General features: G+C 40.4%; 1 protein-coding gene. It reads right to left on the bottom strand.

Annotated features, from left to right (window positions below; translation table 11 throughout):
* Positions 1–9: 9 nt before the first annotated feature.
* Positions 10–26,484, bottom strand: coding sequence for a T9SS type B sorting domain-containing protein (locus ACZ0AH_RS00740; protein ID WP_463473988.1), 26,475 nt, complete (start codon positions 26,482–26,484; stop codon positions 10–12).

Genomic DNA, 26,484 nt, shown 5'->3' with positions numbered 1-26,484 from the left:
TTTATTTTGTTATCTGTATAAAGTGAAATGTCCAACAAACTCTCTTGCATCTTTCTCGTCATTTAGTTTAAGAACATACCAGTAATCACCTGAAGGCAATTCTTCGCCATTGTATCTACCATCCCATTTTTGACCATAGTGATATTTAGCAATTACACGTCCGTATCTGTCGAAAATTTCGAAATCAAGGTTGTTGTAAATATTTGTACAACCAGGACCCCATGTGTCATAAACTCCATCTCCGTTTGGCGTAAAGTAATTATCAAGACAAACATCAATGTATGTCATTGGTACAATTAGTGTCGCAGTACAACCGTTTTGATCTCTTACTATTACTTCATAATCTCCTGATTTGTAGATTTTGTATGTATTAGAAGATGTAAATGGTTCTCCGTTGAAACTGTATTCGTAAGCTGGAACTCCGCCTGTTCCTGTAATCGAGATTACATTCATTTCTGGTTTTCCGTCAGATAGTTTAATTCCAAGTGGCTGAACAGCTTTAATTAAGAAACTTGCTGTTGGTACCACACAACCATTCGTGTGTCTTACGTTGATAAAGTGGTTACCCGGAGCAACATTCATAAAGATGTTACTTACCTGATACGTTCCTGTACCGTCTAATTGGTAATCGATTTCAGTATGATTATCAAATCCCGGATCAACTGTTACCATATTAGAAGCTGCGTTGTTCACACAATCATAGTTAATCTCAACCGTTGGTTTAAGAATTACCGGTAATGGCATATTAATTTGTACTACGCTAATACATCCGTTACTGTCTTGAATATAAACGCTGTGTGGACCTCCTGAAAGATTAGTGTAATCTTTTGTTAATCCTGTTACAGGTAAGAATGGTCCGTTGTCTTTATCCAGACTTTCAAAATATGGAGCAGTTCCTCCTTTGATCTGAATGCTGAATGCACCGTCTTTATCTCCATCACAAACTTCAGGAATCATCGTGTTTGGAATTTCAGAAGCAATCAATAAACTTGGTGTTCCAATATTGATTTCATAAACTGAATTACAACCCATTATATCCTGAACAATTACCTGATATGTACCTGCTTCTAAACGATCAAATACATTGTTATCAACGAATTGAGCTAAGTTAGGTGAAATCGCATATTTGATATCTCCTGTTCCGCCTGAAGCCGTAATGATAATTTTACCATTTTTCTCTCCAAAACATTTTACAGGGAAAGCTTCATAGCTAGACATTAATGCATTTGCTGGTTCTCCAACTGTTATAACAGCTGAATCTACAAGACAATCACCGCTCTTAACGTGTATGATATATTTACCTGCAGTCAGGTTGGCAAAAATTCCGTCAGCTTGTCCTGGTCTGATTTCTACTTTTAATTCATTTAATAATGAATATTCGTAGTTACCCAAACCACCTTTTGCATCAGCAATTACTAATCCACTGCTTTCTCCTTTACAACTAACTGTAGCATTTCTTAAATCTAAGTCAATAGTTAAAGGATCTAAAGGTTCAATATTTACGTCGTTAGAAATATAACTTACACATCCTACAGCATCCTTAACAAAATAGTGATGTAATCCCACAGATACCGGAAAGGTAACTGATGAGTTGAAACTTGCACTATAAGTAATTCCGTCTTCACTGTATGTATAAGGACCTGTTCCTCCGGTTACGCTTAATGTAAGTGTAGCATCTGTGAAACAAGTAATTCCTGTTTCTAATACTAAACTTGGCTCAACAATAGCAGGATCTGTAATCGTTATTGCAGCTGATGTAGCTTCACAACTTAATCCATCTCTAACGGTTACTGTATAAGTTCCTGAACCTAAACCACTAAATACATTAGTTGATTGTGGTCCTACGTTTACAATTTCTCCATTAGCAGTATAGTTTAATGTATACGTATAATTAGATCCTTGACCTCCTGTTGGAATTGTAGCTGTTATTGTCGCCGTTTTACCTCCAAAGCATGTTACTACATTTGCATCTGCAGAAGCTGTAAAGACAATTGGAGCCGGAATAACCAAATCAACAATTACTGTAGCAATACATCCTTTACTGTCTTTTGCATTTACTATATAATGACCTGCACTCAAGTTTTCGAAAGAGAACTTATCTGAGTAACTCACATTTACTGGTCCTACCAATTCGTATTGATAGTCTCCTATCCATCCACCAGCGGCAAGTACAGTAATAGTACCATCGTTTCCTGGTGCACAAGTTATTGGAGTGTGCTCCTCAGTAAGTGTCAACAATTCTGTTGGCTGCTCGATTGTAAAGTTTATTGAAACTGTACATTCTGGTGAGTCAATCAATTTAGCTGTAACTGTATATTCACCTGCTTTAAGATTAGAAATTCTAACCGGACCAGCATTTGTAGTCGTTCCTGAACTTGGAACCGGACCTGTAATTGTATACGTGAATCTACCTGCGTCATCTGTTGGGTTAGGCTGATTATCAATGAAGGTTAAATCAACGCTTCCGTCAGCAGCTCCGTAGCAAATTTCGCCTTTAACTGGTTTCGCTTCTATAATGAATGTATTAGGATCTAATACTTCATAGAAATCTTTAATCGTACAACCTGTTGCCGGGTTTAGAACCGTAATCGTGTAATGTCCTATAGCCAATCCTGAGAATAATCCCGTTGGATTTGTCTGGTTGAACACAGTTCCATCCGTACCTGTAAGTGTATAACTTAATGGTGATGGTGTTCCTCCTGTTGTTGCCACAGATACCTGAATTGTTTGGTTAACAAGACATGTAATAGGCGTTACAACTGCAACGTTTACTTTATCTAAAGTAATGAATGAATTGATTACGATTGGTGCTGTTGAAGTACCTTCACAATTATTCTCATCAATCACTTTTACAGAATAAGAACCACCTGCAAGATCTGTTACGGTATATACATTAGAAGGTCCGCTTTGTACTACGGTCGTTCCTTTTGTAAATTCATATACTAAATAATGACCTGGTCCAGCTCCACCGCTTACAGAGTTAACTGTAATAGTTGCTTTAACTGTTGTATTTGTACCTGTTGTACACGCAAATTGTGTTACAACCGGAGCATTTACTACTATTGGGGCTGGTTGTGTAATTCTCACATCTGCCTGAGCATGACAACCTCTTCCTGAAGTAACAAGTACTGTATAATCTCCCGGTAGAAGATCAGTAAATACATTTTGTTGCTGAGGAATTGTACTTACAGGAACTCCAGTACTTGTAGTTCCAGTTAATGTGTACGTATAAATTGGATTATCATTTATTCCTGGCTCACTTGGCGCTAACGTAACTATAATAGTTCCATCTGAACCTCCATTACAGCTAACATTAGTTCCTTTTACAACTAAACCTGTAATCTCTGTTGCTTTTGTCAATTCAACTGTTAGTTGATCTGAGCAGCCATAAGTAAGATCTGTTACAACTATAGTATGTGTTCCATAAGGCATATTTGGGAATGTTGCAGTATTTCCAACTACTACTGGTATATAAGCACCAGATGTGTATTTGTAATTTCCTGAACCTCCTGTTGTTGTTGCAACGATTTTTCCATCCTGGAAATCACAACTTGGTAATTTCTCAATATCTAATCGAAGATCTAACGCTCCCTGAATTGTAACAGCTGCCGGAACAGTTACTTCACATCCGTTACCATCTCTTACTGTAATGTCGTAAGAACCTGCAGCGGTTACAGTGAATTTAGGATCTGTCTGGAATCCATTACCAATACTATATTGTAATGGCAATACTCCTGAAGCCGAAACTGTTAATTCGTATGTTCCTGTTGCGCTTGCACATTGGCTTGCAACGCTAGCTGTAATTGCACTTGGTAATGGATCTAATAAAATACCTTGTTGTTTGAAAGCTGGTGAACATCCGTTAAGGTCTTTCACATAAACATCCCAAAGTAAAACTGTACCATTATTAGTGTCTACTACGATTTTATTATCTGTACCAAACGTCGTTGGAGCAGGACTTCCTGCGGCAACTGCAGCATAACTATAAGATGGTGTTCCACCTGTAGCAGTTACTGTGATAATTGCTTCTTTATTATTACAATTAATGTTTGTAGCAACAGTTGTAAAATCAAGAGCTGATGCTGGCTGATCGATTAAGAAACCAGCTATTTGATCTGTACATCCTGATGTATTATCTGTAACATTAAATGTATAATTACCTGCTGTTAATCCAGTATAAGTAATAACATCACCAGTTTGTGTAAATGTTCCATTATTTGGAGTTAAACTGAATGTGTAAGCGTTAGCTGTGATGTAATTGCTAATTGTAAAGGCAACCGAACCATTTGTTCCACCGTTACAAGATACTGCACTTAGTAATTGACTTTCTGCACTAATCTCTGGAGATTTTACAACAATAATTGAATTTGTTGTGCTACAACCATTCGCATCTGAAACTTCGATTACATAAGTACCTGGAAATAAATTAGCAAAGCTATTTACCGTATTTGGTGTAGTCACTGCAGCTGCAGGACTAACTATCGCATATTTGTATGGTGCAACACCTCCAACAATAGTTGTCGGATCTACTGTGATGGTTGTGAAACCACCAGGTGTATTACAATAAATTGGTGTAGCAGCAATACTAAATGATGCCGGTGGTGAATAAGGAGCAACTGTTGCTGATCCTGAAGCTCTACAACCATTAACGTCTACTACTACATAATTAATTGTACCTGCAGTATTCATAGTATGAATTGGAGAATTTCCAAATGTTTGACCATTATCAAAACTATAGCTGTATGGTCCAGTACCATCATGAGCTGTTAGTGTAATGAAAGCATCTTGTCCAACATTTCCTGTGGTACATGTAAATGGTGTTACCACATTAGTTGCTGTTAAAGTAACAGGTTCTGTAATAGTAACCGGAATAGCTGTTGCCGGACAGTTTTTAGCATCTCTAACAGCAATACTATATGTACCAGCTTTTAATCCGCTGAAAACATTTACCGAACCAAAAGCTCCTCCGTCAATACTATACTCATAAGGTGCTACACCGTCTGCAGCCGTTACTGTAATACTTCCGTTAAGATCTCCCTGACATTTCACATTAACCTGAGCTGTTGTGAAAGTAGGCGTCGTAATTTTTGTTATTACAACAGGTACAGAAACAGCATCGCACTGACCATCATTTACTTTGAAAGTATAAACTCCCTCAGCTGTTGGATGATATGGTGATGTAACCGGAGTATATACGCCTCCATCTTTAGAAACCTGGAAAAGAGGATATGTTCCTGTTCCCTGAGTTGCTAATAATGTAATAGTTGCATCATTAGTAGTACAATTTAAATCTTGTACCAAAGTTGCTTGTAATAATAATTCTTGTTTCAATACGTAAGGCGCATGTGCGATACAGCCATTACCGTCTTTAATATAGAACTCATAAGTTCCTGGTGCATTCAATACAAAATTAGGACTTGCATAGTAACCATTACCAATACTATAAGTTGTTGGTTTGGTAATATCTACGTCAGTAGTTCCTTTAATTGTAATTGGCACTGGACCTCCTGTATAACAATATACATTCGTATTTACATCAATTGTTGGTGCGTCATCTTTTGTAATTGTTACATCTAATTTAGCTGAACAAGTTAGGTTCGCATCTTGCACATAAACATCCCACTTAGTATCTACTGCGAAATCTAAGACAGCAGTGTCGCTAGTTGTGAAGTCACCAGGAGCCGGAGTGAATCCGTCACGAACAAAAGCATATTTGTATACTGGAGTTCCACCTGTAGCAGCTACTTTAACTATTGCACCTAAGTAACAATTAGCAGCAGTTTGAGATACTAAAGATATACCCAAGACATTTGGTTGAGTTACTTCTACACTTGCCGTATTGGTACAATCTGTTGCCAGGTCTTTTACACTTAAAGTGTAAGTCCCTGCCGGCAAATTAGTAACCGTAACTGTATTTCCAACCTGTGAAAGGGTTCCTGCAACAGGTGATAACGAAGCGCTGTAGGTGCCTGCGTAATTCGCTACGGTAAATTTAACCGAACCGTTATTACCGCCGTTGCATGAAACATTGGCAATCAGTGATCCTGAAACCGTAATGTTCGTTACAGGAAGTACCGTGTAAGATTCCTGGTACGTACATTGGTTGGCATCGGTAACCTGGAATACATAAGTACCCGGATCCAAGCCTGCAAATGTCGTTGTGGTTTGTTTGGCAACTGCAATTGGAGATAAAATCTCATATTGAAGCGTTCCAACCCCTCCTGCATGGCCTGTAATCTCAACTGTACCTTTTGCTGTACAAGTAACAGGGGCAGTAGTTGAGAAAGTCAAGTCCGTAGGCGGGTTTAATGCCGGTACGTTAACTCCATTGGTCAACGTGTAAATACAGCCGTTTTTATCTTTTACATTAACAGTAAGGGTTACTCCTGCAAATGTCTCGAATGTATCATCTGATGAATAGTTTGTTCCGCCATCATAGCTATAAGTATAAGGTGATGTTCCACCTGATGGAACTACCGTGACAACTGCCTGTGATGGCGCATTGCCTGCCGTACATGTTAAGGCTGTTGTAATAGATGATGTAGCTGTTAAGGCGCTTGGCTCTGTGATTGTAACTGCTACTACTGTTGATACACATTGTTTCGAATCTTTAACAACAACATTATAAACACCTTGTGTCAATCCTGTGAAACTGTTTGTCGCTACGAAAGGAGCACCGTTTACACTGTACGTGTAAGGAGCGATTCCGTCTGCAGCAGTAACTACAAAACTTCCGTTATTGCCTCCAAAACAACTTACATTAACCTGGGTGAAGCTCGCTGTTGGAACTGTTTTCTTGGTAACAACCACTGTATTTGATACAGCCTGGCAGTTTTGTGAATCCGTAACTCTGAAACTATAAGTTCCGTCAACTGGTGCAGGATATACAGGACCTGCAAAAGCCGTGTAAGTCGTTCCGTTGTAAACTTCGTATTTAATATAAGTTCCTGTTCCTCCGCTTGGCGTTAAGGTAACCGAACCGTCTACAGCACATGTTAAGTCCTGAGTCAGGTCAGCCTGTAAAATCAATTGTGGTTTTACTTCGTATGAAACTGTCGCTTTACATCCGTTCCCGTCCTTAATTCCAAATACATAAGTACCCGGAGCATTGATCGTAAAGTCTTTTGATGCCTGGTAAGCCCCTCCGTTTACATTGTAAGTCGCTGCCGACAATAGGTCCGGATCTGATGTTGCCCCAACTGTAACTGTAACGGCTGTTCCCGTGAAACAGATTAAAGCCGGAGCTGTAATGGTTGGATCTGTATCTCTTTCAATTGCTATTGGAAGTGGTGTAACGATCTCACAATTGTTGGCATCCTTTACATAAACTTTCCAGTTTGCGCTGGTTGCCGGATCCAATACTGCTGAGTTTGAAGCAGTATATGTTCCAGGACCTGTTGCGCTTGCCACTACAAATGAGTACTGGTATGGAGCTGTTCCCCCTGAAGCCACTACACTTACCTGAGCCCCTGAATTACAATTTGCATTGATAATAGGATTGGCAACTAAAGATAAGGCTGCCGGCTCCGTAACGTCCACACTTGCCGTATTGGTACAATCTGTTGCCAGATCCTTAACACTTAAAGTGTAAGTCCCTGCCGGCAAATTAGTAACCGTAACTGTATTTCCAACCTGTGAAAGGGTTCCTGCAACAGGTGATAACGAAGCGCTGTAGGTGCCTGCGTAATTCGCTACGGTAAATTTAACCGAACCGTTATTACCGCCGTTGCATGAAACATTGGCAATCAGTGATCCTGAAACCGTAATGTTCGTTACAGGAAGTACCGTGTAAGATTCCTGGTACGTACATTGGTTGGCATCGGTAACCTGGAATACATAAGTACCCGGATCCAAGCCTGCAAATGTCGTTGTGGTTTGTTTGGCAACTGCAATTGGAGATAAAATCTCATATTGAAGTGTTCCAACCCCTCCTGTATGGCCTGTAATCTCAACTGTACCTTTTGCTGTACAAGTAACTGGCGATGTAGTTGAGAAAGTCAAGTCCGTAGGCGGGTTTAATGCCGGTACGTTAACACCATTGGTCAAGGTGTAAATACAGCCGTTTTTATCTTTTACATTAACAGTAAGGGTTACTCCTGCAAATGTCTCGAATGTATCATCTGATGAATAGTTTGTTCCGCCATCATAACTGTATGTATAAGGTGATGTTCCGCCTGTTGGAACAACAGTTACAACGGCCTGTGATGGCGCATTGCCTGCCGTACATGTTAAGGCTGTTGTAATAGATGATGTAGCTGTTAAGGCGCTTGGCTCTGTGATTGTAACTGCTACTACTGTTGATACACATTGTTTCGAATCTTTAACAACAACATTATAAACACCTTGTGTCAATCCTGTGAAACTGTTTGTCGCTACGAAAGGAGCACCGTTTACACTGTACGTGTAAGGAGCGATTCCGTCTGCAGCAGTAACTACAAAACTTCCGTTATTGCCTCCAAAACAACTTACATTAACCTGGGTGAAGCTCGCTGTTGGAACTGTTTTCTTGGTAACAACCACTGTATTTGATACAGCCTGGCAGTTTTGTGAATCCGTAACTCTGAAACTATAAGTTCCGTCAACTGGTGCAGGATATACAGGACCTGCAAAAGCCGTGTAAATAGTTCCGTTGTAAACTTCGTATTTAATATAAGTTCCTGTTCCTCCGCTTGGCGTTAAGGTAACCGAACCGTCTACAGCACATGTTAAGTCCTGAGTCAGGTCAGCCTGTAAAATCAATTGTGGTTTTACTTCGTATGAAACTGTCGCTTTACATCCGTTCCCGTCCTTAATTCCAAATACATAAGTACCCGGAGCATTGATCGTAAAGTCTTTTGATGCCTGGTAAGCCCCTCCGTTTACATTGTAAGTCGCTGCCGACAATAGGTCCGGATCTGATGTTGCCCCAACTGTAACTGTAACGGCTGTTCCCGTGAAACAGATTAAAGCCGGAGCTGTAATGGTTGGATCTGTATCTCTTTCAATTGCTATTGGAAGTGGTGTAACGATCTCACAATTGTTGGCATCCTTTACATAAACTTTCCAGTTTGCGCTGGTTGCCGGATCCAATACTGCTGAGTTTGAAGCAGTATATGTTCCAGGACCTGTTGCGCTTGCCACTACAAATGAGTACTGGTATGGAGCTGTTCCCCCTGAAGCCACTACACTTACCTGAGCCCCTGAATTACAATTTGCATTGATAATAGGATTGGCAACTAAAGATAAGGCTGCCGGCTCCGTAACGTCCACACTTGCCGTATTGGTACAATCTGTTGCCAGATCCTTAACACTTAAAGTGTAAGTCCCTGCCGGCAAATTAGTAACCGTAACTGTATTTCCAACCTGTGAAAGGGTTCCTGCAACAGGTGATAACGAAGCGCTGTAGGTGCCTGCGTAATTCGCTACGGTAAATTTAACCGAACCGTTATTACCGCCGTTGCATGAAACATTGGCAATCAGTGATCCTGAAACCGTAATGTTCGTTACAGGAAGTACCGTGTAAGATTCCTGGTACGTACATTGGTTGGCATCGGTAACCTGGAATACATAAGTACCCGGATCCAAGCCTGCAAATGTCGTTGTGGTTTGTTTGGCAACTGCAATTGGAGATAAAATCTCATATTGAAGCGTTCCAACCCCTCCTGCATGGCCTGTAATCTCAACTGTACCTTTTGCTGTACAAGTAACAGGGGCAGTAGTTGAGAAAGTCAAGTCCGTAGGCGGGTTTAATGCCGGTACGTTAACTCCATTGGTCAACGTGTAAATACAGCCGTTTTTATCTTTTACATTAACAGTAAGGGTTACTCCTGCAAATGTCTCGAATGTATCATCTGATGAATAGTTTGTTCCGCCATCATAGCTATAAGTATAAGGTGATGTTCCACCTGATGGAACTACCGTGACAACTGCCTGTGATGGCGCATTGCCTGCCGTACATGTTAAGGCTGTTGTAATAGATGATGTAGCTGTTAAGGCGCTTGGCTCTGTGATTGTAACTGCTACTACTGTTGATACACATTGTTTCGAATCTTTAACAACAACATTATAAACACCTTGTGTCAATCCTGTGAAACTGTTTGTCGCTACGAAAGGAGCACCGTTTACACTGTACGTGTAAGGAGCGATTCCGTCTGCAGCAGTAACTACAAAACTTCCGTTATTGCCTCCAAAACAACTTACATTAACCTGGGTGAAGCTCGCTGTTGGAACTGTTTTCTTGGTAACAACCACTGTATTTGATACAGCCTGGCAGTTTTGTGAATCCGTAACTCTGAAACTATAAGTTCCGTCAACTGGTGCAGGATATACAGGACCTGCAAAAGCCGTGTAAGTCGTTCCGTTGTAAACTTCGTATTTAATATAAGTTCCTGTTCCTCCGCTTGGCGTTAAGGTAACCGAACCGTCTACAGCACATGTTAAGTCCTGAGTCAGGTCAGCCTGTAAAATCAATTGTGGTTTTACTTCGTATGAAACTGTCGCTTTACATCCGTTCCCGTCCTTAATTCCAAATACATAAGTACCCGGAGCATTGATCGTAAAGTCTTTTGATGCCTGGTAAGCCCCTCCGTTTACATTGTAAGTGGCAACAGGCAATACATCAGGGTCTGATGTTGCCCCAACTGTAACTGTAACGGCTGTTCCCGTGAAACAGATTAAGGCCGGAGCTGTAATGGTTGGATCTGTATCTCTTTCAATTGCTATTGGAAGTGGTGTAACAATCTCACAATTGTTGGCATCCTTTACATAAACTTTCCAGTTTGCGCTGGTTGCCGGATCCAATACTGCTGAGTTTGAAGCAGTATATGTTCCAGGACCTGCTGCGCTTGCCACTACAAATGAGTACTGGTATGGAGCTGTTCCCCCTGAAGCCACTACACTTACCTGAGCCCCTGAATTACAATTTGCATTGATAATAGGATTGGCAACTAAAGATAAGGCTGCCGGCTCTGTAACGTCCACACTTGCCGTATTGGTACAATCTGTTGCCAGATCCTTAACACTTAAAGTGTAAGTCCCTGCCGGCAAATTAGTAACCGTAACTGTATTTCCAACCTGTGAAAGGGTTCCTGCAACAGGTGATAAGGAAGCGCTGTAGGTGCCTGCGTAATTCGCTACGGTAAATTTAACCGAACCGTTATTACCGCCGTTGCATGAAACATTGGCAATCAGTGATCCTGAAACCGTAATGTTCGTTACAGGAAGTACCGTGTAAGATTCCTGGTACGTACATTGGTTGGCATCGGTAACCTGGAATACATAAGTACCCGGATCCAAGCCTGCAAATGTCGTTGTGGTTTGTTTGGCAACTGCAATTGGAGATAAAATCTCATATTGAAGTGTTCCAACCCCTCCTGCATGGCCTGTAATCTCAACCGTACCTTTTGCTGTACAAGTAACTGGCGATGTAGTTGAGAAAGTCAAGTCCGTAGGCGGGTTTAATGCCGGTATGTTAACTCCATTGGTCAACGTGTAAATACAGCCGTTTTTATCTTTTACATTAACAGTAAGGGTTACTCCTGCAAATGTCTCGAATGTATCATCTGATGAATAGTTTGTTCCGCCGTCATAACTGTATGTATAAGGTGATGTTCCACCTGTTGGAACTACAGTGACAACTGCCTGTGATGGCGCATTACCTGCCGTACATGTTAACGCTGTGGTAATAGATGATGTAGCTGTTAACGCGCTTGGCTGGGTAATGGTTACCGGTGTCGTAAGGATACATTGTTTAGCATCTCTTACAGTAACTACATAATTTGTACCAACTGTCAATCCAGTAAACACATTTAATCCTTGGAAATTAGTCACAATTGATGCGCCTTTTTCAAGTTTATATTCAAAAGGACCTACGCCTCCTGTAACATCAACATTGATTGTTCCATCTGTACCTGCATTACAACTCACATTTGTTGGAGTTGCAGTAAATACAATTGCTGGAATTGGATCTAATTTTATAGTATAATCTGCTGTACAATTCTTAGCATCTTTTACAGTAAACACATACGTTCCGGTAGCGTTCGTTGTAAACACACTTGTTGTTGGAGTGATTGCTCCACCATTTAAAGTATAAGAATATGTATAAGAACCGTAACCGTCTTTTGGCGTAAGCGTAAATTCTGCTGCTTCACTACCTACAATACAACTTAGTTCTCTAGTTAACTTAACGTCTAATTGTAATTGTGGTTTTACTTCATAATCTACTGTAGCTGTACAACCTTTACCATCTTTAATAAATAGATGATAGGTTCCCGGAGCATTAAACGTAAAGTTTGGTGATGCCTGGAAAATACTTCCGTTAACACTATAACTTGCACCTCCAACAATAGTAGCATCTACTGTTCCGGTTATATTAATTGTAAACGGTACTCCTGTATAACAAATAGAAGCCGCTGGTGGTGTAATAGTTGGTGCAGCATATTTAAATACTGTAACAGATACCGGTTTGATACAATTATATGCGTCTTTTGCGTAAACATCATAAACAATTCCTGCAATACTGCCTGCTCGTGTAAATGTGTTACCAGATTGCCAAGCTACATCAGTTGCAAGAGGAGCAGCTGAACCAGAAGGTAATACCATATATTTATATGGTCCTGTACCATCTTTTGCCTGAGCTGAGATAATTCCTAAATTATTACAGTCCTCTTTTGTAGTAGCAGAAGCTATAAGAGACAACTGAGTAACGGATTCCTCAATTGTGAAGCTGTCAGAAACTACTGAACACCCTGCAAAAGGTCCCACAGTTTCTTCAACTAATATATAATAAGTACCAACCGCTAATGGATTTAATGTTACACTAGGTGATGTTGCACCTGCTGCTAAACCAGTAATTGTAGTTGGGGCAATAATTTCAACATTTGTAAAGGCCTCACGAACTGAATAACGCAAATCTACTGAGTTGCTCGCATAATTATTTTTAACTGCAAAAGTAACACTTCCGTCTGCTGCATTTTTACAAGTAATATTACTTGCAACTTCACTCACTACTTCTAATTTAGAATTTGTTGGAACCGGATCAGGAGCTGCCTGGAAATAATAACATCCTGTGCTTTCTGAGTATACAATAAAAGTATATTTTACACCAGGAGTCAAGCCAGTATAAACAGCCTGTCCTGGAGATGACTCTCCTATCCATCCATCAGTTCCATCTGCAGTCCAAATTTGAGGAGGAGTTGATCCTTTGTAAATATTGAAATGGAATGGTCCTGTACCTGCATATGCACTATTAATAGTAATTGTTGCAGAACCTCCAGATGGTGCACAAGTTGCACTAGTATTAATTGTAATTCCTAGTCCTGATACCGGTGCAGCAATCAGAACATCTTTTATAAATTTAGAACAACCATTGCTATCAACAACCCTAACTTGATAAAAACCGAAATCGACAACTTCAAATACAACCGTAGTACCAGGAATACCATGTGCTTCTCCTGAATATCCATTAATTCCGGTAACATAGTAATCGTAAGGACCTGTACCACCAGTAACTGACTGAATGATAATTTCTCCTTTTGATATACCTCCTGTGCTTGTGTCGCAATGCATATTTGTTTTAGTAGAAACTACAGTTAAAGGAGTTGGCTCTGAAATAGTAATATTTTGAATATACTTACAACCTTTTGCATCAGTTACTGTAACAGTATATGCTCCAGCTCTTAAACCAGAAGTTTGTGTACCGTAATCTATAGCCAGAGTATTATTATAAACATTAATTACAAATGGCGCTAAACCTTTAGTTGGATCAATTACAATATTTAAAGAAGCTGAAGAATCTCCATTACAAGAAATCACTGACCCAGCTGTAACTGTAGCTTCCGGATTAACAGGTACTGTAGTTTTTATAGCAACTGTTGTAGTAGCGCTACAATTTTTAGTATCTGTAACTGTAAAGATAAAGTCTGCTGCTGCACTAGTTGTGAAAACATTTCCAGCAAAAGTTCCTGTCGCAACAGGCGTACTTGTATACGTATAAGTATAAGTACCTGAACCTCCTAAAGCATTCAATGTAATTACAGCATCTGTACTTACAGAACAAGTATTATCTTTTGTCAATTGAGCCGAAATAGTCAATTTATCATTCACTATAACCGGAACTGTTGTCACAGCGATACAACCGTTTCCATCTTTTACCCAAACATTATAAGTTCCTGAAGCAGTTACCGCAAATGTATTTGGAGTATCAAAAGCAGAAGAAGCACCATTTATACTATAAGTTAAAGGAGCTTTTCCTACTCCTACAGCAGTTATAGTATAAGTTCCTACTCCCAAACATTGGTTTACAGCCGTAGCTGTAACTGTTGGAGCATTGTCTTTTGCAATAGTAACATCAAGTTTTACCTGACAGCCGTTAGCATCTACTACATAAGCGTCCCAATTTGTATTAACAGATGGATCTAAATTTGCAACATTAGAAGTTGTTAATGATCCAATTCCTGCACCATCTTGTACAAATGAATATTTATATGCTTGTGTTCCACCTAAAGCCGTTACCGTTACTTTTGATGTACCTACATTACAATTTGCATTTACTGTAACATAACTTGCTGTTAATGCAGTTGCTGGTTGTTGAATTGTAACTGAACCGTTTGATGTACAACCGGTAACATTATCAGTAACTACAATATTATAAGTTCCTGCAGATTGATTTGTTAAATTAACTACACCTGAAGTCTGACCTGTAACCGCTGTTGCTCCATCAATACTATAGCTGTATGTTCCTGTAAATCCAGAAATTGTAAACACAGCATTTCCTGTACTAGTTCCAAAACAATTAATATGATTTGTTACACTAGAACTAACCAAGATTTTTACTACCGGCTGTACTGTATAAGACTGCTCGGCATAACATCCGCTTGCATCGGTGATTCTGAAAGTATAGGTAACATTCGGGGCCAGTCCTGCAAATTGTCCAGTCGTATTGCTTGCAATGGCTGAAGCAGGTGCCGTAATACTATAAGTCAACGTGCCAACTCCTGTTAATGCAGTAGCAGTAACCTGAACTGTGCTTGAAGTGGCCAGACATGTAACACTGCTGCCCGAAATAGTGGCAATCGTTGGCGGGTTCAACGGCGCAAGTGTAACACTTCCGTTGAAAACACATAGGTTTTTATCCCTAACAGAGTACGTAATATTCTGAGATGATCCCGTATCACTTACCGTTAAGGTATTGGTAGCCGAATAACCGCCTCCATTAAAACTGTACTGGTATGGCGCTGTTCCTGTTGTTGGAACCGCAATGGTTAAAACTTTTGATTGTTTTGTATTGGCAGCACTACAGGTAAACGCCGGAGCACTTGCCGTAGTGGTTAATTGTGTTGGTTCTGTAATGGTAACCGCAATACTGGCCGGACATCCCTTGCTGTCTTTTACATAAAATGTATGAAGACCAGGTGTCAGTCCCGTAAAGGTATCTGTAGTGGTAAACCCTGTTGTAGCATTATCACTATACGTGTATCCGCCTGAACCTCCAGCTCCTGTTAATTTAACCGATCCGTTTGCTGCACCAAAACAGGTAATGTTTACCTGGGTGGCAACACTAACAGTTGGGTTTGCAATTGAGGGAACCGCCATGGAAACAATAACTTTACAGCCCGGTGTATTGGAATCCGAAATCTCGAAATTATAACTTCCTGATGCTGTCGCAGCATACACAAACTGTGTTCCTGTTACCGCAACGCTTGCTCCGTAAGTTCCTGTTCCGGGATCTACTTTATAACTGTAAGTTGATTTTCCCCCTGCAATATCAACAGTAATTTGTGCCGATGGCGAAGGCGAACAATCCAGTTCTTTTGTCAGTTTTGGAACTGCTGTCAATTGCGGGTAAACCGTAATTGGCGCAGCCGATGCCGTACATCCGTTTGCATCTTTTACCCAAACCGTATAAGGGGTAGCAGAAGCTGCTACATTGAAAACATTAGAAGCTGTGAATGATCCTGTAGGACCGCCTATTCCGTAAGTCAAGGCGCCAAAACCTCCAGTTCCTGTTGCAGTAATCGTGAATCCGCTTCCTGAAGCTGTACACTGGTTGCTTAGAACCGCTGTAACTGCCGGAATCGGATCGCTTGTGATTGATCTTAAAACTGAATCGGTACATCCGTTGGCATCCATTACATAAACAACCCAGTTCATGTCGGCTCCGCTGTTGGTATCTACCGTTAATTTATCGCTTGTCCCATAAGCCGCTGCTGCCGGTACTCCAGGTGTGCCCTGTTTTACAACTGCATACGTATATGGTGCTGTTCCTCCTGCTCCGACTGCTGTAATAACGGCATTGTCATTATTACAATTGATGTTGGTAGCCGTAGCGGTAACATCTATGTCAAGGGCAGGCTGATTGATAACAATCGTTGCCGATTTTTTACATCCTGTAGCGGTATCGGTAACTTCAACTGTGTAAGTTCCTGCAGCTACATTGCTTAATGCTAAAGTATTTCCTGTTTTTACAAGTGTACCTGTTCCTAAGGTTCCTGCGGTTAATGTAAAGGTATAGTTTCCAACTGTGGCAACTCCTGAAACGGTAAATGTTCCGTTTCCGGTTGAAGTGCCTTTACATTTTGCATCATTGCCCAAAGTACCTACAATAGCAATTGGTGTAACGGGCTGAACCGTATAAGACTGCTCGGCATAACATCCGCTTGCATCGGTGATTCTGAAAGTATAGGTAACATTCGGGGCCAGTCCTGCAAATTGTCCAGTCGTATTGCTTGCAATGGCTGATGCCGGTGCCGTAATACTGTAAGTCAACGTGCCAACTCCTGTTAATGCAGTAGCGGTAACCTGAACTGTGCTTGAAGTAGCCAGGCACGTAACATTGCTGCCTGAAATAGTGGCAATCGTTGGCGGGTTCAACGGGGCAAGTGTAACACTTCCGTTGAAAACACATAGGTTTTTATCCCTAACAGAGTACGTAATATTCTGAGATGATCCCGTATCACTTACCGTTAAGGTATTGGTAGCCGAATAACCGCCGCCATTAAAACTGTACTGGTATGGCGCTGTTCCCGTTGTTGGAACCGCAATGGTTAAAACTTTTGATTGTTTTGTATTGGCAGCACTACAGGTAAACGCCGGAGCACTTGCCGTAGTGGTTAATTGTGTTGGTTCTGTAATGGTAACCGCAATACTGGCCGGACATCCCTTGCTGTCTTTTACATAAAATGTATGAAGACCAGGTGTCAGTCCCGTAAAGGTATCTGTAGTGGTAAATCCTGTTGTAGCATTATCACTATACGTGTATCCGCCTGAACCTCCAGCTCCTGTTAATTTAACCGATCCGTTTGCTGCACCAAAACAGGTAATGTTTACCTGGGTGGCAACACTAACAGTTGGGTTTGCAATGGAAGGAACCGCCATGGAAACAATAACTTTACAGCCCGGTGTATTGGAATCCGAAATCTCGAAATTATAACTTCCTGATGCTGTCGCAGCATACACAAACTGTGTTCCTGTTACCGCAACGCTTGCTCCGTAAGTTCCTGTTCCGGGATCTACTTTATAACTGTAAGTTGATTTTCCCCCTGCAATATCAACAGTAATTTGTGCCGATGGCGAAGGCGAACAATCCAGTTCTTTTGTCAGTTTTGGAACTGCTGTCAATTGCGGGTAAACCGTAATTGGCGCAGCCGATGCCGTACATCCGTTTGCATCTTTTACCCAAACCGTATAAGGGGTAGCAGAAGCTGCTACATTGAAAACATTAGAAGCTGTGAATGATCCTGTAGGACCGCCTATTCCGTAAGTCAAGGCGCCAAAACCTCCAGTTCCTGTTGCAGTAATCGTGAATCCGCTTCCTGAAGCTGTACACTGGTTGCTTAGAACCGCTGTAACTGACGGAATCGGATCGCTTGTGATTGATCTTAAAACTGAATCGGTACATCCGTTGGCATCCATTACATAAACAACCCAGTTCATGTCGGCTCCGCTGTTGGTATCTACCGTTAATTTATCGCTTGTGCCATAAGCCGCTGCTGCCGGTACTCCAGGTGTGCCCTGTTTTACAACTGCATACGTATATGGTGCTGTTCCTCCTGCTCCGATTGCTGTAATAACTGCATTGTCATTATTACAATTGATGTTGGTAGCCGTAGCGGTAACATCTATGTCAAGGGCAGGCTGATTGATAACAATCGTTGCCGATTTTTTACATCCTGTAGCGGTATCGGTAACTTCAACTGTGTAAGTTCCTGCAGCTACATTGCTTAATGCTAAAGTATTTCCTGTTTTTACAAGTGTACCTGTTCCTAAGGTTCCTGCGGTTAATGTAAAGGTATAGTTTCCAACTGTGGCAACTCCTGAAACGGTAAATGTTCCGTTTCCGGTTGAAGTGCCTTTACATTTTGCATCATTGCCCAAAGTACCTACAATAGCAATTGGTGTAACGGGCTGAACCGTATAAGACTGCTCGGCATAACATCCGCTTGCATCTGTAATTCTGAAAGTATAGGTAACATTCGGGGCCAGTCCTGCAAATTGTCCAGTCGTATTGCTTGCAATGGCTGATGCCGGTGCCGTAATACTGTAAGTCAACGTGCCAACTCCTGTTAATGCCGTAGCAGTAACCTGAACCGTACTTGAAGTGGCCAGACATGTAACATTGCTGCCCGAAATAGTGGCAATAGTTGGCGGGTTCAACGGCGCAAGTGTAACACTTCCGTTGAAAACACATAGGTTTTTATCCCTAACAGAGTACGTAATATTCTGAGATGATCCCGTATCACTTACCGTTAAGGTATTGGTAGCCGAATAACCGCCTCCATTAAAACTGTACTGGTATGGCGCTGTTCCTGTTGTTGGAACCGCAATGGTTAAGATTTTTGATTGTTTTGTATTGGCAGCACTACAGGTAAATGCCGGAGCACTTGCCGTAGTGGTTAATTGTGTTGGTTCTGTAATGGTAACCGCAATACTGGCCGGACATCCCTTGCTGTCTTTTACATAAAATGTATGAAGACCAGGTGTCAGTCCCGTAAAGGTATCTGTAGTGGTAAATCCTGTTGTAGCATTATCACTATACGTGTATCCGCCTGAACCTCCAGCTCCTGTTAATTTAACCGATCCGTTTGCTGCACCAAAACAGGTAATGTTTACCTGGGTGGCAACACTAACAGTTGGGTTTGCAATTGAGGGAACCGCCATGGAAACAATAACTTTACAGCCCGGTGTATTGGAATCCGAAATCTCGAAATTATAACTTCCTGATGCTGTCGCAGCATACACAAACTGTGTTCCTGTTACCGCAACGCTTGGTCCGTAAGTTCCTGTTCCGGGATCTACTTTATAACTGTAAGTTGATTTTCCCCCTGCAATATCAACAGTAATCTGTGCCGATGGCGAAGGCGAACAATCCAGTTCTTTTGTCAGTTTTGGAACTGCTGTCAATTGCGGGTAAACCGTAATTGGCGCAGCCGATGCCGTACATCCGTTTGCATCTTTTACCCAAACCGTATAAGGGGTAGCAGAAGCTGCTACATTGAAAACATTAGAAGCTGTGAATGATCCTGTAGGACCGCCTATTCCGTAAGTCAAGGCTCCAAAACCTCCAGTTCCTGTTGCAGTAATCGTGAATCCGCTTCCTGAAGCTGTACACTGGTTGCTTAGAACCGCTGTAACTGACGGAATCGGATCGCTTGTGATTGATCTTAAAACTGAATCGGTACATCCGTTGGCATCCATTACATAAACAACCCAGTTCATGTCGGCTCCGCTGTTGGTATCTACCGTTAATTTATCGCTTGTGCCATAAGCCGCTGCTGCCGGTACTCCAGGTGTGCCCTGTTTTACAACTGCATACGTATATGGTGCTGTTCCTCCTGCTCCGACTGCTGTAATAACGGCATTGTCATTATTACAATTGATGTTGGTAGCCGTAGCGGTAACATCTATGTCAAGGGCAGGCTGATTGATAACAATCGTTGCCGATTTTTTACATCCTGTAGCGGTATCGGTAACTTCAACTGTGTAAGTTCCTGCAGCTACATTGCTTAATGCTAAAGTATTTCCTGTTTTTACAAGTGTACCTGTTCCTAAGGTTCCTGCGGTTAATGTAAAGGTATAGTTTCCAACTGTGGCAACTCCTGAAACGGTAAATGTTCCGTTTCCGGTTGAAGTGCCTTTACATTTTGCATCATTGCCCAAAGTACCTACAATAGCAATTGGTGTAACGGGCTGAACCGTATAAGACTGCTCGGCATAACATCCGCTTGCATCGGTGATTCTGAAAGTATAGGTAACATTCGGGGCCAGTCCTGCAAATTGTCCAGTCGTATTGCTTGCAATGGCTGATGCCGGTGCCGTAATACTGTAAGTCAACGTGCCAACTCCTGTTAATACAGTAGCGGTAACCTGAACTGTGCTTGAAGTAGCCAGGCACGTAACATTGCTGCCTGAAATAGTGGCAATCGTTGGCGGGTTCAACGGGGCAAGTGTAACACTTCCGTTGAAAACACATAGGTTTTTATCCCTAACAGAGTACGTAATATTCTGAGATGATCCCGTATCACTTACCGTTAAGGTATTGGTAGCCGAATAACCGCCTCCATTAAAACTGTACTGGTATGGCGCTGTTCCTGTTGTTGGAACCGCAATGGTTAAAACTTTTGATTGTTTTGTATTGGCAGCACTACAGGTAAACGCCGGAGCACTTGCCGTAGTGGTTAATTGTGTTGGTTCTGTAATGGTAACCGCAATACTGGCCGGACATCCCTTGCTGTCTTTTACATAAAATGTATGAAGACCAGGTGTCAGTCCCGTAAAGGTATCTGTAGTGGTAAACCCTGTTGTAGCATTATCACTATACGTGTATCCGCCTGAACCTCCAGCTCCAAGTAATTTTACTGATCCGTTTGCTGCACCGAAACAAGTAATGTTTACCTGGGTGGCAACACTAACCGTTGGGTTTGCAATGGAAGGAACCGCCATGGAAACGATCACTTTACAGCCCGGTGTATTGGAATCCGAAATCTCGAAATTATAACTTCCTGATGCTGTCGCAGCATACACAAACTGTGTTCCTGTTACCGCAACGCTTGCTCCGTAAGTTCCTGTTCCGGGATCTACTTTATAACTGTAAGTTGATTTTCCCCCTGCAATATCAACAGTAATCTGTGCCGATGGTGTAGGCGAACAATCCAGTTCTTTTGTCAGTTTTGGAACTGCTGTCAATTGCGGGTAAACCGTAATTGGCGCAGCCGATGCCGTACATCCGTTTGCATCTTTTACCCAAACCGTATAAGGGGTAGCAGAAGCTGCTACATTGAAAACATTCCCAGAACCAAATGTTCCTGTCGAACCATTAATACCGTAAGTTAATGTTCCTGTTCCTCCTGTACCTGTTGCAGTAATTGTAAATGAACTGCCTGAAGCTGTACATTGGTTATTTATAACTGCTGTAACTGTTGGAACTGCATCTTTTATAATTGTTACCGGAGTTGTATCTGTACAACCATTAGCATCTTTTATGTATACTACCCAGTTTAGATCTGCTCCATTGTTAGTATCTACTGTTAATGTATTACTTGTTCCGTAAGCTCCTGCTGCCGGTACACCAGGCGTTCCTTGTTTAACAACTGCATAAGTATAGCTTGTTGTACCTCCAATTCCGACTGCTGTAATTATTGATGTGAATTTATTACAATTAACATTTGCAGCTGTTGCTGTAACATCTAAAGCATTTAAAGGCTGTGTTACTGTAACAGTATATGAAGATTTACATTTTGTTAATCTGTCGGTAGCTGTAATTGTATAGTCTCCCGCAACAACTCCAGTAGGAACTGCAATAGTTGTAGTAGTAGCTGCTACGTTATTTGCTTGTTGAATGGTAGTTCCACCAGTATTTTTAATAACATAATCGTATCCGCTTGTTTTAACACCATTTACAGTAAACTGAATTGTTGCTGTCTCACCATTACACTTAACAGTAGTAAGTACTGATCCTCCAGTAGTAATTTCTGAAATTCCAGATATTACATGAGTTAGATTAAACGTACAATTTGTATTACTGTCAATTGCCTGGAATACATAGCTTCCAGGAGCTAGTCCATTAAAGTCTCCTGTAGTATTAGATGCTGTACTAAATCCAGTTGGTCCTGAAAATATTTTATATGATATTGTAGCTGAACTTCCTGCTTTAACAGCTGTAATCGTTACATGACCTCCTTGAGGAACTGTAGAACAATCATATCCGTGGTCAACAATCGTAATATCTGTAATTTGATCGAAAGCACCAATGGTAACCTGATAAGGTCCCACTTCACATCCATTACTATCTTTAACATAAGCCGTTACAACAGCACCAGGTGTTGATGTTGAAAGCGTATTAGTAGTTGTATAATTCGTTTTTCCGTTAAAACTATAAGTGTATCCTCCTACACCACCGGCTCCGGAAATTGTAACTACTGCAGGAACTGTTCCTGTTGAACTACATTTAATATCTGTTGCACTAATGGTTCCAACAACTGCTGTTGGCTGAGTAAGCGTAATTGATCCAACTGCTGAAAGACAATCGTTGCTGTCTTTTACCTGATAAGAATAAGCAGTTCCCGCAACTAATCCTGTATATAATGACTGAGCACCAAAAGCTCCGTTATTGAAACTATATGTATATGATCCAGTTCCGCCTGATCCTGCTAATTGTACTGATCCATTAGATCCGCCATTACATGTAACCTGCACCGGAGTAGCTGAAGCAGTTACTCCTACCAAAGCATCTACTTTTCCGTCAATAGTAGCCGGACAGCCGTTTGCATCTTTAATATCAAACGTATAAGTTCCGGCAGTAGAAGTTGTATATGTGAATGTTGGACCTGCTATAGAACCACTAGTAAACAGTACTGTTCCAGTAGTTTTATTTTTAACTGTATATGTATATGGACTTGTACCTCCATTAATAGTTACTTCAATTGAAGCATCTGAAGCACCTGTTTTACAACTTAATGAATTTTTAATTGCTGTAGTTGCAGAAATTTTCGGATCAACTTTTTGGCTAACGGCTGTAGTTTCGCAATTATTATTATCAATAATTTTGAAATTATAAGTTCCCGGAGCTGTAGCTAAATAATTAAATGAATTTCCGCTAAACGGTACATTACTGCCATAAGCTGTTGATCCTACACCAAAACTTACCTGATATTGAAATGGTCCTAATCCTCCCGTAACATTAACCGTAATTGTAGCACTAGTATCAAAACATAAAGCTGAACTTTGAACTACAGTTGCCGTTGGCGGTGCTGGTGCATTAATAACTAAATCAGTAGCTTTAGTAGCAGGACATAATTTTTGATCTGAACCTGAAACTGTATAAGTTCCAGAAGGAATATTTGTTAAAATACCGTTACTAGGGAAATTAGTTGTAACTCCTGTTGCTTTATCGGTAAGTACAAATTTATAAGGTGCTGTTCCGCCTGTTGCAGTTGCTGTAACTGTAGCACCTGTAGCACAATTCACGGTCGAAGCCGAAGCATCGATAGTAAATTTAGTTGGTGAAGAAACTACCGGAGCAATGCTAACTACACAAGCAGAAGCTGTACTATTATTACGAACCTTAATATCATAAGCTTTAGCCCCTAAAGGTGAAACTGTAACCGTTGCTGTCATTGAAGGTATCCAATTAATACCATCTAATGAATATTCAAAACCTTTTGTAGTATCAAAATTTGAAGCAGTAAATGTGATTGATCCATCATTACCACCATTACATGATACATCTTTAACACTATCAACAACTGCTGTAAATCCTTTACCATTTACGACATCAAAGTTTTTAAGTGTTGCAGAATTACAAGACTTTGGTACTTGATATACAAAAATATCATCTAATGTTAAATCGTTACCGCCAGTTGCTATACTATAAGATCTTACCACAAAATCCAAAGTAGAATAACCACCAGGATTTAAACTCATATTATAGTTTTCCCATTTATTCGATTTGGGTACAATACCTGTTGCCTGAGATGCAACTAGTGTTTGTGTTGGTAAACCAAAATCAGCAATTAATTCAATTGTAATATCCGGGTCAACATCTGGATAATTTTTTCCTCCTTCAATTAAGTTTTCAACCCAAAATGAAATTTTAACATCTTGATTTGGAATTACATCATAAATAGGTTTTCTGTAAATAATTCCACCTACACCTGCTACACCACCAATATTGATCGCCAAAAATCTACCTTGAGTGTCACTCCCGGCACTAGTATGATCTCTAACATCTAACCAGGTTCCAAATCTTGGATTAATTCTGTTTGTTACAGCATATTCTCCATCATTGATTTGTTGATCTTTATTACAAGGATAACTTGCCGGGTGTGTATTGGTTTGATCTTCAAAACAATAGGCCGTGTTGATACCTGGTGATGTGGTTGGAGCTCCTCTACTAAAACTTTCGGTTAATAAATTACTATAGGTTGATACCTTTACTAAATTATATAAAACCTCAATTTTATGGCTTCCTGCTAAAATATTTGGAAAAATATTTGGCGGAACATTAGTATTTTCTACACCATCTAATAAATAGGTAAAATTATAATTTGCACTGGCAGGACTTGTTGCTGTTGCCGTAACAGATGCTATACCATTACAATCATAAACCGGATCCGGAATAGTAATTGTTGGCTGAGCAGGTTTAGGGTCAATAGTAATATTAGGCATAGTGTAAGTACAACCTACAGCATCCTTAATCATTAAGACATAAGTACCCGGCGCTCTTTCGGCTTCATTACTTGGACCATAAAGACCTCCTCCATTAAAACTATAAGTATAAGGTGGTGTCCCTCCCGAAGGATTCGTGATTCTCATTAATCCATAACTTGCAGGATTAGGAGCTGTACCACAACCAGATAATGCTGCAACACCGGCAGATGCCGTTAGCTGATCTGCTGCCTGTAAAATTGTAACAACATTGTTATCTATACACCAGGTTGTTGCTGGTGCTAATCTATATTGTACATTAACAGTATGATTTCCAGATGTAAGACCTGTCCATGATTTTGTAGAACCATATGTACCTCCATCTAAACTATACTGAATCGTATAACCATTTAAGTTAACAATATTTACAGTGATAGATCCTGTTGTTGTATTACAATTAGGATTCGTAGAAGCAATTGTATAGCTTGGTTTTGTAACTGAACTTTTTGTAACGGATGCCGAAGTAGTACATCCATTATAATCTTCTACACGAATTGTATATGTTCCAGGAGTAGTAACTACTACAACATCTGAAGAATTTGGAACAAAAGCACCTCCATCAATACTAACATAATATTTATAAGGAGCTGTTCCGTCTACTGCATTAATCTTAATATCTCTCGTACTACAACCTGTTACTGCAGTTGCATTTGATAATGTCACAGATACTCCAGTAGGTGCAGCATTAATTGTTTTATTTCCTGAAGTATTTGAAACAGTACATGGAGTACCTGTTGTAGTTACGCCATTAGTACTTAAAGAAACTCGTACTTTATAAGTCGTTGCCGGATCTAAACCGGTAAAAGTATACTCTGGAGCATTTGTTGGGTTCGTAGTAGTTACTACAACATTATTTTTCAATAATGTATAAACATATTGAAGTCCGATATTTCCCGTACTCACTTTTATACTTCCTTTATCTCCGGAACATTTTGGGTCTGTTATAAAAGTTGTATTACTAAGGGCAACACTTTTAATTACAATATTCTGAACATTGAAAACGCATGTTCCTGTAACTCCTTTTAATCTGATAAAAACATTATAGGTATCAGCAAGAGAAATATTTGAAAATATATTACTATCCTGCCATCCAGTTGTAGGTGTAGTAGTACCTAGAGTACTTTTTTGTAAATTATATTCGTATCCGGAACCAAAACCTCCTACAACTATTCTACCTGCTAATGTACAGCTGTTACCAGTGTAAATATCATTTTTAGTAATTCCTGTAGGGTCAAGATTATTGGTATAAACATTAAAATAAAAAGTATTGGTTGAAAGATCAGGATAGGTTATTACTAATCTAAACTCTCCAGCAGTTCCAGCTGTATAGTCAGGTCCAGTCGCAACTTGTGACCAACCACAAGCCGAATTTTCGTTAGCACAATTAACATTTGCAAAAGCAGGGCACGTTGCATTATTATTAAGCTTTTGCCAAGAGAAACTTTTAGCATTTGTAATACCTGTTTGAATAAGTCTGGCATCGTTGCTACCACAAATAAATAATTTAGGAAGTTCCTTACCATCATTAGGACAAGTCGAAATTGTTCCTGAATAAGGAGCCACCGCATACTTAAGTATAGGATTTGGGATGATTGGTGCTTCTGCCAATTTCTCAGTAGGCTTATCTTCATTAGTATTTGGACTAATTAGATTGTCAAACTGATTATTTGTCTTTAAGAAAATATTCGCGTTTGAGTTTTCATCAAACTTTGGGTTAAATGCAACTGAATTTTGCGCGTAGGACGCAAAATTGAATAACATAGCCAAAACAAAAATCAGCGTTCTTAAAATAGTAGGTTTTCTCAT

This window comes from Flavobacterium sp. AC105, from assembly GCF_979258495.1.
This window is presented reverse-complemented; position numbering and strand designations above follow the sequence as displayed.